We start from the raw sequence: 18023 nt of genomic DNA on the forward strand, positions 1-18023 counted from the left end.
GGTGGCCGTTTTGCCATGGTTCAACCCGTGATCAGCACCTTGCCAAAGGCCTCGCCGCTGCCAAAGCGCGCGAATGCGGCGGCGTAGTCTGCCAAGGCAAACTCGCTGTCGATGACCGGCCGCAGGCCATGGAGGGCGATCGCCCGGTTCATGGCCTCGAAGCTGTCGCGGTGCCCCACGCTGATACCCTGCAAGCGCGCCCGCTTGGCCACCAGTGCGCGAGTCACATCCGGCCCATCGGCCGTACCGCTGACCCCACCGAGGAAGCCGATTACCGCGATCGTGCCAGCCACCCGTACCGCCACCAGCGATTGCGCCAGCGTTGCCATGCCACCCACCTCGATCACTGCATCCACCCCCACCCCGCCGGTCAGTTCGTGTGCGGCCTGCCCCCAGGCGGGCGTGTGCTGATAATTGATGCCCTCATCCGCACCCAGCAGCCTGGCGCGCGCCAGCTTGTCGTCGCTACTGCTGGTGATGATCACCCGCAGCCCCAGCAGCTTGGCGAATTGCAGGGCGAACAGCGCCACATTGCCGGTGCCTTGCACCAGGACCGTGTCACCAGCCTGCAACTCACTCTCCTGCAAGGCGTTCCAGGCGGTCAGCGCCGCAATCGGCAAGGTCGAGGCTTCTGCCAGGCTCAGGTGCGCCGGCACCGGCAGCAGGATCTGCTCAGAGAGGGCGGCATACTCCCGCAGCATGCCGGGCAGCGGCCCGCCGAGCTTGCTTTGCTGGTGCTCGGCCCGCATCCGGCCTGCGAACCAGCCGGTGGTGTAGTGCGTTACCACCCGGTCACCTACGGTAAAGCGGCTGACGCCCTTGCCGACCGCCACAACCTCACCCGCGGCATCGGATACCGGCACGAAAGGAAATCGCAGGTTCGGCATATAGCTGCCATCAATCACCACACGGTCCCGGTAGTTGAGCGACCGGGCTTGCAGGCGTACCAGCACCTCGGCAGGGCCAGGCTCCGGCCTGGGCGCATCACCCAGCACCAGATGTTCAAGGCCAAACTGCTGTAACTCGACTTGTTGCATGGTGTGCCTCCGGGGCAATCGCAAAGAAGGCCACAGCGTATTACTTGCGCTTATCGGGATAAACTGACAAAACAGCAAATAACTATCCCGTTATGCAATGAAATATCATGACCGCTATGCCGAAATCCAGGCCTTTGTCAGCATTGCCAAACTCGCCAGTTTTGGCGCTGCCGCCGCCCAGCTCGGCCTGACCAGCTCCGCCACCAGCCGCAAATTGCAGGCATTGGAAGCGAGGCTGGGCGTCCGTTTGCTGCAAAGAACCACCCGCCGCGTCACCCTGACCGAGGCCGGCCTGCAGTACCTGCAACATTGCGAACGCTGGCTGCAGGAACTGGACGACGCCGATGCGGCCCTCGCCGATCTGCAAGGCCATGTACGCGGCCGGCTGCGCGCCAGCGTACCGAGCAACTTCGGCCGGCTGCATGTCGTACCCGCCCTGCCGGATTTTCTCGCGGCCTATCCGGAACTCGATCTGGACCTGGATTTCAACGACCGCTACCTCGACCTGGTGGAGGCCCATATCGACGTGGCCATTCGTATCGGACGGCTGGACGACAGCCAGCTGGTCGCCCGCAAACTGGCCGACAACCGCCGACTACTTGCGGCCTCCCCGGACTATCTGGCTCGCCACGGCATGCCGCAGCACCCGGCCGAACTGACGCGGCATAGCTGCCTGCACTTTTCACTCTACAGCGAGGGTGAGTTCTGGCGGCTGCACAAAGACGCGGAGACGCAGGAAATACACGTCAAGGGACGACTACGCGCCAACTACGGCGAGGCACTGGTCGAAGCGGCCGAGGCCGGCTACGGCATCCTGCAAAGCGCCACCTTCATCATCGGCCCCGCCTTGCGTGCAGGCCGCCTGGTGGAGGTCCTGCCGGACTGGCATATCGCCCCCAGTGCCATCTGGGCCGTCTATCCCAGCGGTCGCTTTCTGGCCCCCAAGGTGCGTGCCTTCATCGACTTCTTCAGCCAGCGCTATAGCCAGTACCCGCTGGGCTGACAGCCATTCCTGTAAGCAATCCGGCCAGGCCACGACCAAGCGTTGTCTACCTCTACCCGGGACACGCCAACGTGTACAAATACCTGCTCGCCCTCTGTCTTTGCCTACCCGCCCATGCCGCCCGACTGGAACCCGCGCTGGTCCCGCAGGCGGCCAGCCAGCGCGTCCTGGTGGAACGCATGGCCCGTCTTTTTGCCTGGCGCTGGCTTCAACCCGCCACGGTCGATGGGCAGAAACAGTTACAAAGCGCAGCCAACCAGTTCGATAAGCAATTGCAGCTACTCAGCGCCGTAACCCGCGATGATGCCGATCTGGCGGAAAACTACGCCCTGCTCAGCCAGCAATGGGCCGACTTCCGCCCCCGAGTCAGCGCCCGGCCGGACAACAGCAACGCCCGGCCTATGCTGGAAGCCTCCGAGGAAATGGCCTGGATTGCCCAGAAAGGTGGCCAGATGCTGGAAGAAAAGATCGGATCGGCGCAAAAGCCGGTCCGCCTTGCCGAAGACATTGCCGCCCTGTCACAGCGGCTGGCCAAGATCTACCTGCTGCAAAGCGCCGGCATGAAGCTGCCCTTCCTCGCGAAGGATCTGGCCAGCGCCCGCAGTGAGTTCGATGCCGGCATGAAGGAGTTGAAGGCCTCGAAGCACAATAACGTGTCAGTACGTGCGCAATTGCAGCTGGTCGACACCCAGTGGCTGTTCTTCCAGCAGGCCATCGACGAGCTGGCCCGCAACAATACCGATCCGCAGTTGCAACAGAATGTGCTGACGACCAGCGAACGTATCTACGAGGTCAGCAGCGAGCTGGCGCAACGCTACCAGCAGCAGGGCAACTGATCCCGGCAGGCCGTGTCGCAACGACACCACATGCGCATCATTGTCATAATCGCCCGCCATGCTCGCGCCATCTGCATCCGGCGCGATCATCGTGAGCGACAAAGCCCTGCATCACTACCGCAGCATCTGGATATCCGATATCCATCTTGGCACGGCAGGCTGTCAGGCCGACTACCTGCTGGATTTCCTCAAGCAGAACGACTCGGACCATCTCTACCTGGTCGGCGACATCATCGACGGCTGGGCGCTCAAGCGTTCCTGGTACTGGAACCAGCAGCACAATGACGTGATCCAGAAGATCCTGCGCAAGGCCCGCAAGGGTACGCAGGTGGTCTATATCGCAGGCAACCACGACGAGGGCGTCCGGCAGTTCATCGGCCTGGCCTTCGGCGGCATCGACATCCAGGACGAAGTCATCCACACCACCGCAGATGGTCGGCGTTTCCTGGTCCTGCACGGCGACCTGTTCGACGGCGTCATCCAGTGCGCACGCTGGCTCGCCATCGTCGGCGATCACGCCTACACCGTCACGCTCAAGCTCAACCGCTGGTTCAACCATATCCGCGGCAAATTCGGGCTGGGCTACTGGTCGCTGTCGCAGTTCCTCAAGCACAAGGTCAAGAAGGCGGTGAACTTCGTCAGCCAGTTCGAGGAGGCCGTCGCCCGCGAGGCCAAGGCGCGTGGTCTGGATGGTGTCATCTGCGGCCATATCCATAAGGCAGAGATGCGCGAGATCGATGGCATCCTCTACTGCAACGACGGGGACTGGGTGGAGAGCCTCACCGCATTGGTGGAAACCATGGAAGGCGAACTCCGGATCGTGACCTGGCAGCAACGGGACAAGTCACCCACGCGGCGCAGCAGCAGCCAACTGACAGCCGGCGAGGTTTATTCCTGAACTCAGGCATCCGTAAGGCAAAGCGACACGTATAAAAAAGTGTCGTGGCCGCGTAAGAATCCCCAAGGGCTTGCGACGAAGGCTTCAGAAGCAATGTGCTTCCTCATCCCTTAAAGGAGTTTTGCCATGAAATTCTCTTCCCTCGCTCTCGCTGCCGCCGCTGCCGCCGCTTTCTCCGCCTCCCCCCTGGTCATGGCTGCCACCAGCGGTGGTGATGCCAAGATCAAGTGTGAAGGCATCAACAGCTGCAAGGGCACGTCGTCATGCAAGACTGCCGAGCATGCCTGCAAGGGCCAGAACGCCTGCAAAGGCCATGGCTGGGTAGAAGCCAGCGCCAAGGAATGCAAGGCCAAGGGTGGCAAGGAACTGAAGGAATAAGCGGCGCCCAGCGCCATTGCGCCGTGCCATTGCGTGCACGGCGCATTTTCTTTTCCACCTCCCGAGCACGCCATGAACGCCCACCACCCTGCCAGCGCACCAATGGGATTGGGGTTACGCCCCGAGTACTACCACGACCTGCTGGCCCAGCCCGGCTGCGTGGACTGGCTGGAAGCCCTGTCGGACAACTACCTGGTTCCCGGCGGCCGTCCATTGCACTTTCTCGACAAGCTGCGGGCCGACTACCCCATGGCCCTGCACGGCGTGGCGTTGTCGATTGGTGGCAGTGACCCGCTGGACGTGCCCTACCTGCGCGATCTGCGCGCGCTGGTCGATCGGGTACAGCCGATGTGGGTCTCCGACCACCTGTGCTGGACCGGGGTCGATGGCATCAACCTGCACGACCTCTTGCCTCTCCCCTATACCGAAGCCGTGATCACGCATGTGGTGGAACGCATCAGCCGCGTGCAGGATGCCCTGGGCCAGCAGATGCTGATCGAAAATGTATCGAGCTATCTGAGCTACCAGATCGACGAGATGCCCGAGTGGGACTTCCTGGCCGAGATCGCCCGTCGCGCCGACTGCCTGCTGCTGCTCGACGTGAACAATGTCTATGTCAGCAGCGTGAATCACGGTTTTGATCCGCAGGCCTATCTCGCCGCCATGCCGGCTGCACGCGTACGGCAGATGCATCTCGCTGGCCATGCTCATCATGGTCATTATCTGGTGGACACTCACGATGCGCCCGTCCCCGAGCCCGTCTGGTCGCTCTACCGCGAGGCCGCCTGGCAATTCCCTAACGTGGCCACGATGATAGAGCGCGATGCCAACATGCCGCCGCTGGCCGAGTTGCTCGATGAGCTGGCCATCGCTCGCCGGATCGCCAGCGAGGTCACCGCATGAACACGCTCGCCGCCCTGCAGACCCGACTCGCGCTCGCCATCCGCCAGCGCAACGATGCCTTGTCCGATCTGGTCACGGAAACCCGCCACCTTGATCGCAACACCCGCCTCGGCATCTATGCCGATGCCTACCTGTTGCGCCTCGACGAAGCACTACGCAGCAACTATCCCAAGCTGCACCTGTTGCTCGGCGATGAGGCCTTTCTGAGCCTAACCAGCAGCTATCTGCAGCCATATCCATCCCAGCGGCCGTCAATTCGCTACTTCGGCGATGCACTCGCCGACTTTCTCGCAACAGCGCCGCAGTACACCCCCCTGCCCATATTGGCCGAACTGGCCCGCTTCGAATGGGCGTTGGGCAGTGCCTTCGACGCCGCCGACGCGCCAGTCGCGGATATCACCGCCCTGAACCTGCTGCAAGACGAGGACTGGCCCGTGCTACAACCCTGCTTCCAGACGGCCTTCCGCTTGCTGGTGCAGGACTGGAACACGGTCGCCGTCTGGCAGGCGCTCGACGCCGACCAGGAACCACCCGCCCCGGAGAGCGGCACCCGCCACTGGGCGGTCTGGCGACATGCGCTACAGCCCCGCTACCGCTCACTCGCCGACGACGAAGCCGCCCTGCTCGCCGCCTGCCTCGCCGGTCAACCATTCGCCCTGGCTTGCGAGCACCTGCTGCCCTGGCATGCCGTCGAGGAGGCCCCCATGCGTGCCGCCGGCCTGCTCGGCATCTGGCTTAACGAGGGCTGGATCAGTGGCTTGCGTACGGCTGTCGCTTAAATGCCCCCCGAATTACGGACAGTCCCCCAACCGACGCGCGCTAAATTCGCTGGTCATGTGCATCTTGCCCCTGGGACCGGTGGCATCCACCTCGCTCTTGCCCTTGTAGGCATTGGCGCCATAGGTCACCTGGCCCTGGATATCCGTCGGCGCCTTGCCCTCGCAGCGCATGTGGAAGCTCACGGTATCGCCGCTCACATTCTGCTCGATCATCTTGCAGTCCTTGTTCTTCGGCCCCTGCGGGCCGCTGCCCATGGCCTGCCGCTCGATGTTCTTGGCATCGCTGGGCTTCATGCAGAACTTGATGGTTTGCGCCGGGATGTTCATGTTGGCGCCCTGCATGGTCATCTTGGTCGTGATCTCCCACTGGCCGGGTGTCGCCTGCGGGACAGCCAGGGCACTCGCGGCGAGCAGGCAGGATAGACTGGCGAAAGCGGTACGTGACATGATGGGCTCCTGGGTGGGGATACCTGCAGTGTAGGCAACGGCCAAAGCACCCACTTGAGATTCCCGCCCACTGGCTGCATCTGTCCCTTACCGATACAGAGGCAGCCACCATGCTCAACTTCCTGCGTAGCAAACCGGCACCCGATCCGCTCGACACGCCTCTCTGGCCAGCATTGGGCCGGGTCATGCCGGTGCTTTCCGGCCTGACCGACGAGGAATGGGCGCGGCTGGAAGACCGCATGCGCCACTTCCTGCGCCACAAGTCCATCGTGGGCGTGCAGGGCATGGAATTGGGCGAGCGTGAGCTGCTGACTATCGCCGCCCAAGCCTGCCTGCCCATCATCAATCTCGGCGACGAGGCCTACGCCGGCTGGTCGGACATCCTGGTCTACCCCACCGCCTTTGTCAGCCGCGATCCCTGGCGCGACGAAGCCGGTCTGGTGCATGAGGGAGAACAGCATATTGCGGGCATGGCGCGCAGCGACGGGCCGGTGCTGCTGTCCTGGCCGGACAGCTACCGCGCGCCCTGGCTCGATGGCTCGAACCTGGTCATCCACGAGTTCGCCCACAAGCTCGATATGCTGAATGGCAAGGCCGACGGCTTTCCACCCTTGCACGCCGACATGGTACAGGCCGACTGGACGCGGGCGCTCAGCCGCGGTTTTGAAGACCTGCGGCAGCGATTGAGCTATGGCGAACGCGTCAACATCGACCCGTATGCGGCCCAGGACCCGGCAGAATTCTTTGCCGTCCTGTCGGAGTATTTTTTCGAGCTACCGCACCTGCTGCATACCGAATACCCGGCGATCTACGAGCAGATGCGGCAGTTCTACCGCCAGGATCCCGGCATGCGCCTGCCGGTGATCGGTGTCGACGAGCAGAACTGGTAGGGGTTTCAGACAGTCTGCTTGAGGGAGGCGCGCTGCTGGGCGTACTCCAGCCGGTGCTGTTTGCGCAGCAGGGCTTCCTTGTAGCGCCGGTGCCCATCCTCGCTATCGGGCTGCAGGGGTGGCACCGATACCGGCTTGCCATCCTCGCCCACGGCCACCATGGTAAAGAAGCAGCTATTGGTATGGCGCACGCTGCCTTGCCGCACATGCTCGGCGACCACCTTGATACCGATCTCCATGGAGCTGCGGCCGGTGTAGTTCACGCTGGCGAGGAAGGTCACCAGCTCGCCGACATGAATGGGCTGCGCGAACGTCACCTGGTCCACCGACAAGGTGACCACGTAGGAGCCGGCATAGCGGCTGGCACAGGCATAGGCCACCTGGTCCAGCAGCTTGAGTATCGAGCCGCCATGCACATTGCCGGAAAAATTGGCCATGTCCGGCGTCATCAGCACCGTCATGGTCAGCTCGTTGGAACGCATTGATTCGGGCATTGCAAAACCTTAGTAATTGATCGGCGCACCTAACTGGCCGAGGAAACGGTCTACGCCATCGCGCAGTCCCTGCACCGAGGTCACCCCAAGCATGAAGGCGAGATAACCCTCGATCCGTTTCTTCTCCAGCAGGAACTGGATGTGCAGGAACAGCACCTGGCAGTTGGGTTCGGCACCGCGTTGTATCAGTACATCCTCGCCCCTGCCGCTGCACAGGCTGGGGAGCGAGTATTCGAATTCTTCGGTCATGATATCGGCCAGTGCAGACAGGCAGGCCATCAGCAGCACGTTGCCGATCTCGCTGAGCGCGTCGCTCGCCAGCGCATCCAGATCCGTCGGCGTCTTGATGGCGTGCAGCATCAGTCGTACCACTTCTTCGCCATCGTTATCGGCAAACATCAACAACGCATCGCCATCGAAGCTGCCACTGAAGTGCTGCGCCACGGCGTCCACATGCCGCCACTGTGCCCAGCCTATGCGGTCATTGAGCTCTTCCAAGAGGCAAAAGCGCATCACCGGTACCGACAGGCTCACCTCTTCCCCCACCAGCCCGCTCATGGCGGCGGCAGCACGGCCCACGCTGATATTGAATATCTCGCACAGGGCATCCTGCTGCAGTGGGGTGAGGCTGACGCTCATCAACCCTCCACCAGCTCCAGCAGGTGGGCGATGGTGGCCTCGGTCACCGGCTTCTGCAGAAAATGCATGCCCAGCGCCTCCGCCCTTTGCCGTACGCTGCTTTGCACATTGGCCGTCAGCACCACGATGCAGATATCAGGTCGAAGTTGCAGAATGCGCTCGCCAGCAGCCAAGCCCGACATGCCGGGCATATTGACGTCCAGCGTGATCAGCTCGATGGCCTCCCGCGTTGCAATGGCAATCGCCTCTTCGCCATTGGCCGCCTCGAAGAAGACCCAATCAGGGCGCATCTCCTCCAGGTAAGCCCGCGCCAGCATGCGCGACACACGACTATCGTCCACGATCAATACAGGTTTGCTCATAGGGCGGCGTATCCCGGTCCACATCACAGATCATCACGACAAGCGGCCTCGGCACGGGCAATACATGCCCATTCAAGCGGAGCTTGTTTCAAGCATCATAGTGCATCAGCCGGGCGAGCCGTGCAGCCTGCCCCACACTTTTCACGGCATCTGTGGCCAAAAACCGCTAAACCAAAGATATGCAAAGTCGCCTCGCCGTCTGGCGCACCCTCGCTGCCCTGCTTTGCCTGCTGCCGGCTATACCGTGCAGCGGCGGGGACAAGCTGCGGGTCTGTTACGACGATTGGCCGCCCTACGCCAGCTATCGACCCGATACCGGCCATCAGGGCCTCACCGTCGATCTGCTGCGCGAGGTCTTCAGTACGCTGCAAATCGAACTGAGCTTTCAATCCGCCACGCAGAGCCGCTGCCTCGCGGCGGCCCGCGCGGGGCGCGTCGACCTCATGCTGTTCGGTGATCAGGAAACCTTGCCAGACTGGGGCCGCAGCCAGACACCGACCGAGTTCTGGCTGCTGGGCGCCTGGGTCGCCAACGACGCTCCACAGCAGCAGTACAACGACGTGCAGCAGTTTCATGGCTTGCGGGTAGGCATGGTCAAGGACTACCTCTACCCGGCGCCCATCGGCAACTACAACGACTGGCAGGCCGTGAAACAGGGGGATGCGATCAACGCATTGCGACAGCTGGCCGCCAAGCGGGTGGATGTCTTCTTCGAGGACGTGTTCTGGACCCGTCGCATGGTCCGCGAGAAACACCTGTCGGTCCGCATGCTCACGCCGCTGGTGGCGGTCCAGGCGCAGTACCACCTGTATCGGCCCAAATGGGCACTGGCGATAACGCAGTTCGAGCAGGCAGTCCAGACCAAGATCGAAAGCGGTGAAATGGACCGGCGCTACCGCAGCGCCATCGGCGTGAGTTACGACGCCATCCGCCGCGGTGATTACAAGCGGATAATGCAGGATGGCGGTGACTGAATCTTCTTGCCCGCCACTGTTCGAACGCTCGCTTCCCTTACCGTATGAGTACGAGGTTTTTCATGACCCAACGACGTAAAGAAACCGATTCTATGGGCGCTGTCGATGTCGACAGCGACCGCTACTGGGGCGCCCAGACCCAGCGTTCCATCCAGAACTTCCCTATCGGCATCAACCGCTTCCGCTGGCAGCGCCCAGTCATCCGCGCCCTCGGCATACTGAAGCGCGCCGCAGCCGAAGCCAATGCCGAACTGGGTGAACTGCCCCAGCCGGTTGCCGATCTGGTCGTCCGCGCCGCAGTTGAAGTGATCGACGGCAAGCTCGACAGCCATTTCCCGCTGGTCGTGTTCCAGACCGGTTCGGGTACACAGTCGAACATGAACGCCAACGAGGTCATCTCCAATCGCGCGATCGAGCTGGCTGGCGGCGAGATGGGCAGCAAGGCACCGGTCCACCCGAACGATCACGTCAATCGTGGCCAGTCTTCCAACGACACCTTTCCCACCGCCATGCATATCGCAGTGGTGGAGGAGCTGCAGCGGCGGCTGTTCCCGGCAGTCAGCCGCCTGCGCGACACACTGGCCGCCAAGGCCCAGGCGCACACCGGCCTGGTCAAGACCGGTCGTACCCATCTGCAGGATGCCACGCCCATCACGCTGGGGCAGGAGATCGGCGCCTGGGTGGCACAGATGGATTTCGGCCTGCAGACCGTGCGGCAGTCGCTGCCCGGCCTGCATGATCTCGCCATCGGCGGTACGGCCGTCGGCACCGGCCTCAATGCCCACCCGAAGTTTGGCGATACCGCCGCCGCCCGCATTGCGGCCATTACCGGCCAGCCTTTCCGAGCGGCATCCGACAAGTTCTTCGCCCTTTCCGCCCACGACGCCCTGGTCAACACCTCGGCAGCCCTGCGCACCCTGGCCGGCGGCCTGATGAAGATGGCCAACGATGTGCGTTGGCTGGCCAGCGGCCCCCGTTGCGGCATCGGCGAGCTCGACATCCCCGAGAACGAACCCGGCTCGTCCATCATGCCCGGCAAGGTCAATCCCACCCAGTGCGAGGCCATGACCATGGTCTGCGTGCAGGTGTTCGGCAACGATGCCGCGGTCGCCTTCGCCGGCAGCCAGGGTAACTTCCAGCTCAATGTCTACAAGCCGGTCATGGTGCACAACGTGCTGGAAAGCATCGAGCTGATTGCCGACGCCTGCGATGCCTTCAACGACAACTGCGCCGTCGGCATCGAGCCCAATCTGGCCAAGATCAGCAGCAACCTCGACAAGAACCTGATGCTTGTAACGGCGCTCAACCGCCATATCGGCTACGACAAAGCCGCCAGCATCGCCAAGAAGGCGCACAAGGAGGGCACCACGCTCAAGGAGGCCGCCCTGGCGCTGGGCTATCTGACCGAGGCCCAGTACGCCGAGTGGATGGTCCCGCTGGACATGACCCGTCCGTCTGCCGGCTGATCCCGCCGTCACGCTGCGTCGCACTACCCGAACAGGCCACCGCAAGGTGGCCTGTTTCACTTCCGCCACGCTCATCCCGGCAAAAAATGAAGCGTTTGCTGATATATGCCAGCATGGTGGACGCCGCGCGGGCGATCCCCGGACGTGGCCGGTCCAACATCAAAAGTGATAGGAAGCCCTCCGCATGCCTGCTTGCCTTACGCCCGCGCTACGCCGCGCCTGCCTGAAGCTCTGCCTCGCCACCCCGCTGGCCGTTGCCCTGCCCGGTCAAGCCGCCGAAGAGATCATTCGCCCGTCCGCCCTCTTGGCGCACACCCAGGTGCTCAGTTCTGATGCTTTCGAAGGACGCGGTCCCGGCAGCGCCGGTGAGGCCAAGACGGTCGAGTACCTGATCCAGCAGTTCAAGGCGCTGGGTCTCAAGGGCGGCAATCCGGACGGTAGTTACACCCAGTCGGTACCGCTGGTCGGCATCAGTACCAAGCCCAGTCTGTCCTTCGGCGGCTGCGCCGCCAGGCTCAAGCTCGACGCACCGTTCGACTACGTCGCCTTCACCACCCAGGCCAAGGAGAAGATCAGCACCAAGGCATCCGAGCTGGTCTTCGTCGGCTACGGCGTGGTCGCGCCAGAGTACGGCTGGGACGACTACAAGGGCGTCGATGTCCGCGGCAAGACCATCGTGATGCTGATCAACGACCCGCAAGTGCCAGACCCAACCGACCCGAGCAAGCTGGACGACAGCAAGTTCAAGGGCCGCACCATGAGCTACTACGGTCGCTGGACCTACAAGTACGAGATCGCCGCCCAGAAGGGCGCCGCGGCCGCCATCATCGTCCACGAGACCCTACCGGCGGCCTATCCCTATATCGTGGTGGTGAACAGCAACTCCCGCGAGAACTTTGCGATCCGCACCGCCGACGGTCATGCCGGCGACGTGCCCGTCCGCTCCTGGATACGCCAGGACCGGGCAGAGTCCTTGTTCAAGTCCTGCGGCCAGGACTTTGCCAAGCTCAAGGCCGCCGCCATCCGCCCGGATTTCAAGCCGGTCAAGCTACGCGGCACCGCCAGCTTCAAGCTTGAGCAGACCCTGCGCGACGTGGCATCCACCAATGTGGTGGCCAAGATCGATGGCAGAGACCCGGCAGGCAAAGACGAATGGCTGATGTACAGCGCCCACTGGGACCATCTGGGTAAGCGCGGCAACGACATCTATCACGGCGCCGCCGACAATGCGATCGGCACTGCCGCCCTGCTGGAACTGGCCCGCGCCTACCAGGATGCCGCCAAGGCCGGCCAGCCGCCGCGACGCAGCGTACTGTTTCTCGCCACCACGGCCGAGGAATCCGGCCTGCTGGGCGCCGCCTACTACGCCGCCCAGCCGCTCTACCCACTGGGCAAGACGGTGGCCAACATCAATATTGACGGCGTGAACACGGTCGGCAAGACCCGTGACTTCGTCATCGTCGGCGCCGGCCAGTCGAGCATGGAAGCCCTGGCGCGTGACGCCGCCACGGCCCAGGGCCGGGTCATCACCCCGGAATCCAAGCCCGAAAACGGTGGCTACTTCCGCGCTGACCACTTTGAGTTCGTCAAGGTAGGCATCCCGGCGCTGTACGCTGGCGGTGGCAACGAGGTATTGGGTCAGCCGGAAGGCTACGGTCTCAAGAAGCTGGTGGAGTACATCGCCAACGATTATCACAAGCCATCCGACGTAGTGAAGCCGGACTGGGACCTCAGCGGCGGCGCTCAGGACATCGAACTGCTCTACAACGTCGGTCGGCGCCTCGCTGATGGCAAGGAGTATCCGGCCTTCTACGCCGATTCCGAATTCAAGGCACGGCAAGACGCCTTGCGGGCGGCCAGCGGCATGGGGCCGGTCACCGCCAGCCACTGAAGCGCTGGCACACCGATAAAAAAAGCCGCCCGATTGGGCGGCTTTTTCATGCCGGTCAGCAACCGCGATCAAACGCCCGCGTCATGGGCCTGCTGGTCGGCGTGGTAGCTCGAACGAACCAGCGCGCCAACGGCGGCGTGCCTGAAGCCCATCTCATAGGCCTTGTCCTCGAAGAACTTGAACTGCTCGGGCGTGACATAGCGCAGCACCGGCAGGTGGGAGTTCGACGGCGCCAGGTACTGGCCGATGGTGATCATGTCGATATCGTGCGCGCGCATGTCGCGCATCACTTCAAGGATCTCTTCGTCGGTCTCGCCCAGGCCGACCATGATGCCGCTCTTGGTCGCGACCTGCGGATTGCGAGCCTTGTAGTCCTTGAGCAGCTTCAGCGAGTGCAGGTAGTCCGACCCCGGACGGGCCTGCTTGTAGAGGCGCGGCACGGTTTCCAGGTTATGGTTCATCACATCGGGCGGCGTGGCGGTCATGATGTCCACGGCCACGTCCAATCGGCCACGGAAGTCCGGCACCAGTACTTCGATCTGGGTGTTCGGCGAGACTTCACGGGTCAGTCGGATGCAGTCGGCAAAGTGGCCGGCGCCACCGTCACGCAGATCGTCACGGTCCACCGAGGTGATCACCACGTACTTCAGGCGCAGCGCGGCGATGGTATCGGCCAGGTGCTTGGGTTCGTTCTCGTCCAGCGGGTTCGGGCGGCCATGGCCCACGTCGCAGAAGGGGCAGCGACGGGTACAGATATCGCCCATGATCATGAAGGTGGCCGTGCCCTTGCCGAAGCACTCGCCGATATTCGGGCAGCTGGCTTCCTCGCAGACAGTGTGCAGCTTCTGCTCGCGCAGGATGTTCTTGATCTCGTAGAAACGGTCACCCGACGGCGCCTTGACGCGTATCCAGTCCGGCTTCTTCAAGGGCTCGGCCAAGGGCACGATCTTGATCGGAATCCGGGCCGTCTTGGCCTCACCCTTGAGTTTGACACCTTGTTCGGCTTTGACGGGCGGCGTGGTAACAACGGGCGACGACATGCTTGGGTTTCTTTCTGTTTGTCGGCCAGCAGCGCTGCCAGCCTCGTTCTACGACAGATCGGTACGGCCGGAGGCGCCTGTTCAGGCGGTGACCGGCTTGCTGCTCAGCGCATAGTCCGCGATCGAGGCGGACCCTTCCTGCGCGAGCAAGGTATTGATTTTAGCGGCCAAACGCGGCGCAAGCGAGGCCGGGCTTTCCTGCACACCCAGATCGGCAAGCTGTGTCACCTGCAAACCCGCATAGCCACAGGGGTTGATCTGGCCGAACGGGCCCAGGTCCATATTCACATTCAGTGCCAGACCGTGATAGCTCTTGCCATTACGGATGCGCAAGCCCAAGGAGGCGATCTTCGCCTCATCCACATACACGCCAGGCGCATCCACCTTGCCATAGGCGGTGATCCCGAACTCTGCCAACAGTTCGATCAGGCTCTGCTCGATCCGTCGCACATATTCGCGCACGCCCAGCTTGCGCCGGCTCAGGTCCACCATCAGGTAACCCACGAGCTGACCAGGGCCGTGGTAGGTCACCTGCCCGCCACGGTCTATCGGCACGATGGGTATATCGCTGAGCTGCAGCACATGCTCAGGCTTGCCGGCCTGACCCTGGGTGAACACCGGCGGGTGCTCAAGCAACCATAATTCATCGGGCGACTCGGCATTGCGGGCCGAGGTATAGGCCTGCATAGCCCGCCAGGTCGGCTGATAAGGCAGTTGCCCGAACCAATAGGGGCGGACCACCTCACCCGCCAGCGGCTGCGCCTGCTGCAGCAACATCATCGGCAAATGCCGGCCTGCGGGCGTCGATTCAACCGAGCCCAGCGTGCGGGCACCAAGCCGGCTGTAGAACCCTTCTGCATTCGGGTCGGCCAGGAGCCGGATATGCGGCTGTCCCTGCGCCAAGCTGTCGCGCTGCACCGCCGCCACCAGCGCACGGCCGAGACCTTGCCCCATCGCATCCGGGTGCACCCAGCAATGCTCCAGTTCGGCCAGATCATTGACCAGCCGCACGGCGGCAAAGCCTAGAATCTGACCGTCACGCTCGGCCACGATCACATGGCTGGCCTGCAGGTCAGCCTCGCTGACGGTCAGCGCAGGCTGCCAGGCCAGCAACCACTCCGCCGGGTACTCCCAGTGTGCCTTGGCTGCCAGGGCGAGGGCGCTAAGCTGCGCTGCTTCGCCCGAACGTGCCTGGCGCAAGGTAACGTCGTGGCTCACAGGACGTACTTCACCATCGGGTGACCGGTCACCGCGCGATAGATGCTATCGAGCTGCTCTTGCGAGATGGCCGTCACGGTCACCGTCAGCGAGATGTAGTTGCCACCGGTGCTCACGCGCAGTTCGATATCCTCGGCCGTCAGGTCGGGCGCGTGGATACGCACCACCTCGAAGATGGTCTGCGAGAAATCGTCGTGACGTGCACCCATCACCTTGATGGGAAAGCGCGCCGGAAATTCGATCAGCGATTCTTTTTCTTCCATGGTCATTCCTTTCCTCGGCGCATGACTTGATTCTTGAAATCCTGGTACAGCGCGTCGAGCCGCTGCGCCAGCGGGCCTACCCGGCCTTTGCCGACCGGCTGCCCGTCGAGTTCCACGATGGCCAGCACTTCCTTGGTCGAGCTGGTCATCCATAATTCATCGGCACTGCGCACTTCGGCCTCGCTGACCGGCCTTACTTCCAGCGGTACGCCGTGCGTACGTGCCAGTTCGATCACCAGGTCATAGGTAATGCCCGGCAGGATCAGGTGGTTCTTGGGCGGACACGCCACAACCCCATCCTTGACCACAAAAATATTGCTGGCCGCCCCTTCGCTGAGCATGCCGTCGCGGAACATCACGCATTCAGCACAACCCTGCTGCCTAGCCGCTTCCCGCAGCAATACGGTCGGCAAGAGGTTCAGTGACTTGATATCGCAACGTAGCCAGCGAAAATCCGCATGGCTGATCGCCCGCACTCCGGCAGCCTTGAACGCCGCCGTCGGTGTCACCAACTGCGACGGGTTGATCAACACTGTCGGCGCCACGCCAGTCGGAAATGGAAAATCCCGCTCCCCGGCGTTACCGCGGGTCACATGCAGATAGACCGATTGATCGTCGTAGTCCTGGCGGGCAATGACTTCCCGTATCAAGCCGGCCCACTCCGACGCCGTATGCGGGTTGGCCAGCCCAATGCTGGCAAGGCTCGCATCCAGCCGGGCGACATGTTCATCCAGCCGGAACGGATGCCGTGAGTAGACCGGAATCACCTCGTAGACGCCGTCGCCGAACAGGCAACCCCGATCCAGGGCGCTGATCTTGGCATCTTCGGGCAGGACAAACTGGCCGTTGAGATAGAGCATGTTGATCCCGTTCGCGCTCGATCAACCGTGGGACACACCACGCGTCAACGAGCCTGATGCCCAACAATATGGGGACAGACCGGCCAGGCTGCAAGAGCCCGGGCCGGTCGGCTGCCTGATCAGTTGAACCAGAGCTTCATGCTGTCCACCGTACGGCCGAAGAAACCGGCTTCCGGCACGGCTGCCAGCGTCTTCAAGGGCAGCTCGGCCAGCGGTTGGCCATCCAGGCTCAGCTTGATGCTGCCTACCACCTGGCCGGCCTTGATAGGCGCGATCAATTTCGGCTGGACCAGCACCTGTGCCTGCACACGGCTTGCCGCGCCCTTGCCCAGGGTCAGGTACTGGTCGGCATCAAAGCCCACCGCCACGGCAGCGGACTCGCCCTTGTAGACCTTGGCCTGGCTCACTACCTGGCGGGCACTGTAGAGCTTGGGGGTGTCGAAGAACTGCAGGCCGTAGCCCAGCAGTCGTGCGCTTTCATTGGCGCGGGTGTTGTCCGAATCGGTCCCGAGCACCACGCTCAGCACCCGGCGCTTGTCCTCATGCTTGCTGGCGATCAGGCAATAGCCGGCACTCTCGGTGTGGCCGGTCTTCATGCCATCTACGCCCGGATCGCGGTACAGCAGCTGATTACGGTTGGGCTGAGTGATGTTGTTGTAGCGGTACTCCTTCATCGAATAGATGGGGTAGTACGTCGGGTAGTCGCGGATGATGGCGGCCGCCAGCAGGGAGAGGTCGCGCGCCGTGGTGTAGTGCTGCGGGTCCGGCAGGCCGGTCGAGTTCATGAAGTGGGTGTTCTTCATGCCCAGCTTGGCAGCCTGCTGGTTCATCATGCCGGCAAAGGTCTCTTCGCTGCCGGCGATCGCCTCGGCCAGCGTCACGCAGGCGTCATTGCCGCTCTGGACGATCATGCCGCGGATCAATTCATCGACCGAAGCCGGCTTCTTGGGATCGAGGAACATGCGCGAGCCCTCGGTCTTCCAGCCCTTTTGCGAGACAGTCAGTTGCTGGCTGGGCTTGATCCGGCCTTCCTGGATCGCCTTGAAGGTCAGGTAGGCCGTCATCAGCTTAGTCAGGGAGGCTGGCTCGATGCGGTTGTCGGGCTGCTTGGCAGCCAGCACCTTGCCGCTGTAGACATCCAGCAGCAGATAGGCACGGGCAGATACCTCCGGCGCGGCCGGTGTCGGCAGGACGGCGGCCTGAGTACCCAGGGACAAGGCGGTCAGTAAGGCAAGTAACGATTTTTTCATCTGGGAATCACGGCAAGTTGCGGTTTTGCGGTCGCCAGCACGTCGGCAGAGCCAGACGCGACGGCGGGAATGGGGGATTGCGGCGTAGCCGGGCAAACGCCGGGGATTATAAATGAAACAGCCGCCACACCCGTGGCGGCTGCGTCTATCGGCGGCCGATCCATCCCAACAAGGCCCCCAAAGGCCTGAGTGGCAAACCGGGCAAGAGTTCCCCGGACTGCTCACGAACCCGCCAGACCTAGACCTGGAAGCGCCGCACCGCGGCCCGTAGCTGCTCGGTCAAGCCATGCATGCGCCCCGTCACCTCGGCCGCCGTCCGCGCCGAACTCGCATTACTGTCGGCACTGCCCGAGATCCGGTCCACCTGCTGCGAGACCAGGTTGTTGGCGTGGGTC

The 18023-nt window shown here is 62.9% G+C and carries 20 protein-coding genes and 1 pseudogene; 10 read left to right on the top strand and 11 right to left on the bottom strand.

Going from position 1 to position 18023, the window contains the following annotated elements:
- Nucleotides 1–20 precede the first annotated feature (20 nt).
- Nucleotides 21–1037, bottom strand: a complete 1017-nt coding sequence (locus tag ACYVHK_RS15770; RefSeq protein WP_460533984.1) for a zinc-dependent alcohol dehydrogenase family protein — start codon at nt 1035–1037, stop codon at nt 21–23.
- Between the two features lie 97 nt (nt 1038–1134).
- Between ACYVHK_RS15770 and ACYVHK_RS15775 the strand changes: the two genes are divergently transcribed.
- From ACYVHK_RS15775 to ACYVHK_RS15800, 6 genes are all read left to right on the top strand, one after another.
- The gene (locus tag ACYVHK_RS15775) at nt 1135–2040 is read left to right on the top strand and encodes a LysR family transcriptional regulator (protein ID WP_460533986.1); all 906 of its coding nucleotides are present in this window, start codon (nt 1135–1137) and stop codon (nt 2038–2040) included.
- A 71-nt stretch (nt 2041–2111) separates the two neighbouring features.
- A complete protein-coding gene (locus tag ACYVHK_RS15780; RefSeq protein WP_460533988.1) occupies nt 2112–2876 on the top strand; it encodes a hypothetical protein in 765 nt (254 codons plus the stop codon).
- A 91-nt stretch (nt 2877–2967) separates the two neighbouring features.
- Nucleotides 2968–3774, top strand: a complete 807-nt coding sequence (locus ACYVHK_RS15785; protein ID WP_460533990.1) for a UDP-2,3-diacylglucosamine diphosphatase — start codon at nt 2968–2970, stop codon at nt 3772–3774.
- 126 nt (nt 3775–3900) lie between these two features.
- Nucleotides 3901–4152, top strand: coding sequence for a BufA2 family periplasmic bufferin-type metallophore (gene bufA2, locus ACYVHK_RS15790; RefSeq protein WP_460533992.1), 252 nt, complete (start codon nt 3901–3903; stop codon nt 4150–4152).
- Between the two features lie 72 nt (nt 4153–4224).
- Complete coding sequence (bufB, locus tag ACYVHK_RS15795; RefSeq protein ID WP_460533994.1) at nt 4225–5055, top strand: MNIO family bufferin maturase; 831 nt, start codon at nt 4225–4227, stop codon at nt 5053–5055.
- Entirely contained in the window at nt 5052–5834 is a 783-nt protein-coding gene (locus ACYVHK_RS15800) for an HvfC/BufC family peptide modification chaperone (protein ID WP_460533996.1), read from the top strand. The genes bufB and ACYVHK_RS15800 overlap by 4 nt, the downstream gene beginning before the upstream one ends.
- Before the next feature lie 12 nt (nt 5835–5846).
- Here ACYVHK_RS15800 and ACYVHK_RS15805 read toward each other — a convergent pair whose 3' ends face one another.
- Complete coding sequence (locus ACYVHK_RS15805; protein WP_460533998.1) at nt 5847–6281, bottom strand: DUF3617 domain-containing protein; 435 nt, start codon at nt 6279–6281, stop codon at nt 5847–5849.
- A gap of 110 nt (nt 6282–6391) precedes the next feature.
- Here ACYVHK_RS15805 and ACYVHK_RS15810 point away from each other — a divergent pair, with 110 nt between their 5' ends.
- Complete coding sequence (locus tag ACYVHK_RS15810) at nt 6392–7171, top strand: M90 family metallopeptidase (RefSeq protein WP_460534000.1); 780 nt, start codon at nt 6392–6394, stop codon at nt 7169–7171.
- A gap of 5 nt (nt 7172–7176) precedes the next feature.
- On the opposite strand, the gene ACYVHK_RS15815 is transcribed toward ACYVHK_RS15810, so the two are convergent.
- From ACYVHK_RS15815 to ACYVHK_RS15825, 3 genes are read right to left on the bottom strand one after another with little or no spacing between them, the layout of a single operon-like run.
- Entirely contained in the window at nt 7177–7665 is a 489-nt protein-coding gene (locus ACYVHK_RS15815; RefSeq protein WP_460534002.1) for an acyl-CoA thioesterase, read from the bottom strand.
- Nucleotides 7666–7674: 9 nt separating this feature from the next.
- Entirely contained in the window at nt 7675–8304 is a 630-nt protein-coding gene (locus ACYVHK_RS15820; protein ID WP_460534004.1) for a hypothetical protein, read from the bottom strand.
- Nucleotides 8304–8666 (bottom strand): response regulator, encoded by a 363-nt coding sequence (locus ACYVHK_RS15825; protein ID WP_460534006.1) that lies wholly within the window; start codon nt 8664–8666, stop codon nt 8304–8306. Before ACYVHK_RS15825 ends, ACYVHK_RS15820 begins: the two co-directional genes overlap by 1 nt.
- A gap of 179 nt (nt 8667–8845) precedes the next feature.
- On the opposite strand from ACYVHK_RS15825, the gene ACYVHK_RS15830 reads away from it, so the two are divergent.
- The 3 genes from ACYVHK_RS15830 to ACYVHK_RS15840 all read left to right on the top strand — a co-directional run bounded on the left by ACYVHK_RS15830 (nt 8846) and on the right by ACYVHK_RS15840 (nt 12997).
- Nucleotides 8846–9640: a substrate-binding periplasmic protein gene (locus ACYVHK_RS15830; RefSeq protein ID WP_460534008.1), complete on the top strand. Its 795-nt coding sequence runs from the start codon at nt 8846–8848 to the stop codon at nt 9638–9640.
- Between the two features lie 62 nt (nt 9641–9702).
- Nucleotides 9703–11106 (top strand): class II fumarate hydratase, encoded by a 1404-nt coding sequence (fumC, locus tag ACYVHK_RS15835; RefSeq protein ID WP_460534010.1) that lies wholly within the window; start codon nt 9703–9705, stop codon nt 11104–11106.
- A gap of 184 nt (nt 11107–11290) precedes the next feature.
- Entirely contained in the window at nt 11291–12997 is a 1707-nt protein-coding gene (locus tag ACYVHK_RS15840; RefSeq protein ID WP_460534012.1) for a M28 family peptidase, read from the top strand.
- Between the two features lie 68 nt (nt 12998–13065).
- Here the strand turns inward: ACYVHK_RS15840 and lipA are convergent, their stop codons facing one another.
- From lipA to ACYVHK_RS15870, 6 genes and pseudogenes are all read right to left on the bottom strand, one after another.
- Complete coding sequence (gene lipA, locus ACYVHK_RS15845) at nt 13066–14037, bottom strand: lipoyl synthase (RefSeq protein WP_460534014.1); 972 nt, start codon at nt 14035–14037, stop codon at nt 13066–13068.
- Nucleotides 14038–14118: 81 nt separating this feature from the next.
- Nucleotides 14119–14814, bottom strand: coding sequence for a lipoyl(octanoyl) transferase LipB (lipB, locus tag ACYVHK_RS15850; protein ID WP_460534064.1), 696 nt, complete (start codon nt 14812–14814; stop codon nt 14119–14121).
- Nucleotides 14815–14823: 9 nt separating this feature from the next.
- Nucleotides 14824–15255: pseudogene (locus ACYVHK_RS15855) on the bottom strand (GNAT family N-acetyltransferase); the annotation flags it as partial.
- A complete protein-coding gene (locus ACYVHK_RS15860) occupies nt 15252–15518 on the bottom strand; it encodes a YbeD family protein (protein ID WP_460534016.1) in 267 nt (88 codons plus the stop codon). The gene ACYVHK_RS15860 and the pseudogene ACYVHK_RS15855, both read right to left, overlap by 4 nt.
- Before the next feature lie 2 nt (nt 15519–15520).
- A complete protein-coding gene (locus ACYVHK_RS15865; RefSeq protein WP_460534018.1) occupies nt 15521–16378 on the bottom strand; it encodes a D-amino acid aminotransferase in 858 nt (285 codons plus the stop codon).
- Between the two features lie 119 nt (nt 16379–16497).
- Entirely contained in the window at nt 16498–17628 is a 1131-nt protein-coding gene (locus ACYVHK_RS15870) for a D-alanyl-D-alanine carboxypeptidase family protein (RefSeq protein ID WP_460534020.1), read from the bottom strand.
- Between the last annotated feature and the right edge of the window lie 395 nt (nt 17629–18023).

The organism is Chitinimonas naiadis, from assembly GCF_054780835.1.

Coding starts and splice junctions, on each gene's coding strand:
- ACYVHK_RS15770 (WP_460533984.1), bottom strand. CDS start 1,037: ATGCAACAAGTCGAGTTACAGCAGTTTGGCCTTGAACATCTGGTGCTG.
- ACYVHK_RS15775 (WP_460533986.1), top strand. CDS start 1,135: ATGAAATATCATGACCGCTATGCCGAAATCCAGGCCTTTGTCAGCATT.
- bufA2 (WP_460533992.1), top strand. CDS start 3,901: ATGAAATTCTCTTCCCTCGCTCTCGCTGCCGCCGCTGCCGCCGCTTTC.
- bufB (WP_460533994.1), top strand. CDS start 4,225: ATGAACGCCCACCACCCTGCCAGCGCACCAATGGGATTGGGGTTACGC.
- ACYVHK_RS15800 (WP_460533996.1), top strand. CDS start 5,052: ATGAACACGCTCGCCGCCCTGCAGACCCGACTCGCGCTCGCCATCCGC.
- ACYVHK_RS15805 (WP_460533998.1), bottom strand. CDS start 6,281: ATGTCACGTACCGCTTTCGCCAGTCTATCCTGCCTGCTCGCCGCGAGT.
- ACYVHK_RS15810 (WP_460534000.1), top strand. CDS start 6,392: ATGCTCAACTTCCTGCGTAGCAAACCGGCACCCGATCCGCTCGACACG.
- ACYVHK_RS15815 (WP_460534002.1), bottom strand. CDS start 7,665: ATGCCCGAATCAATGCGTTCCAACGAGCTGACCATGACGGTGCTGATG.
- ACYVHK_RS15820 (WP_460534004.1), bottom strand. CDS start 8,304: ATGAGCGTCAGCCTCACCCCACTGCAGCAGGATGCCCTGTGCGAGATA.
- ACYVHK_RS15825 (WP_460534006.1), bottom strand. CDS start 8,666: ATGAGCAAACCTGTATTGATCGTGGACGATAGTCGTGTGTCGCGCATG.
- ACYVHK_RS15830 (WP_460534008.1), top strand. CDS start 8,846: ATGCAAAGTCGCCTCGCCGTCTGGCGCACCCTCGCTGCCCTGCTTTGC.
- fumC (WP_460534010.1), top strand. CDS start 9,703: ATGACCCAACGACGTAAAGAAACCGATTCTATGGGCGCTGTCGATGTC.
- ACYVHK_RS15840 (WP_460534012.1), top strand. CDS start 11,291: ATGCCTGCTTGCCTTACGCCCGCGCTACGCCGCGCCTGCCTGAAGCTC.
- lipA (WP_460534014.1), bottom strand. CDS start 14,037: ATGTCGTCGCCCGTTGTTACCACGCCGCCCGTCAAAGCCGAACAAGGT.
- lipB (WP_460534064.1), bottom strand. CDS start 14,814: ATGTTGCTGCAGCAGGCGCAGCCGCTGGCGGGTGAGGTGGTCCGCCCC.
- ACYVHK_RS15860 (WP_460534016.1), bottom strand. CDS start 15,518: ATGGAAGAAAAAGAATCGCTGATCGAATTTCCGGCGCGCTTTCCCATC.
- ACYVHK_RS15865 (WP_460534018.1), bottom strand. CDS start 16,378: ATGCTCTATCTCAACGGCCAGTTTGTCCTGCCCGAAGATGCCAAGATC.
- ACYVHK_RS15870 (WP_460534020.1), bottom strand. CDS start 17,628: ATGAAAAAATCGTTACTTGCCTTACTGACCGCCTTGTCCCTGGGTACT.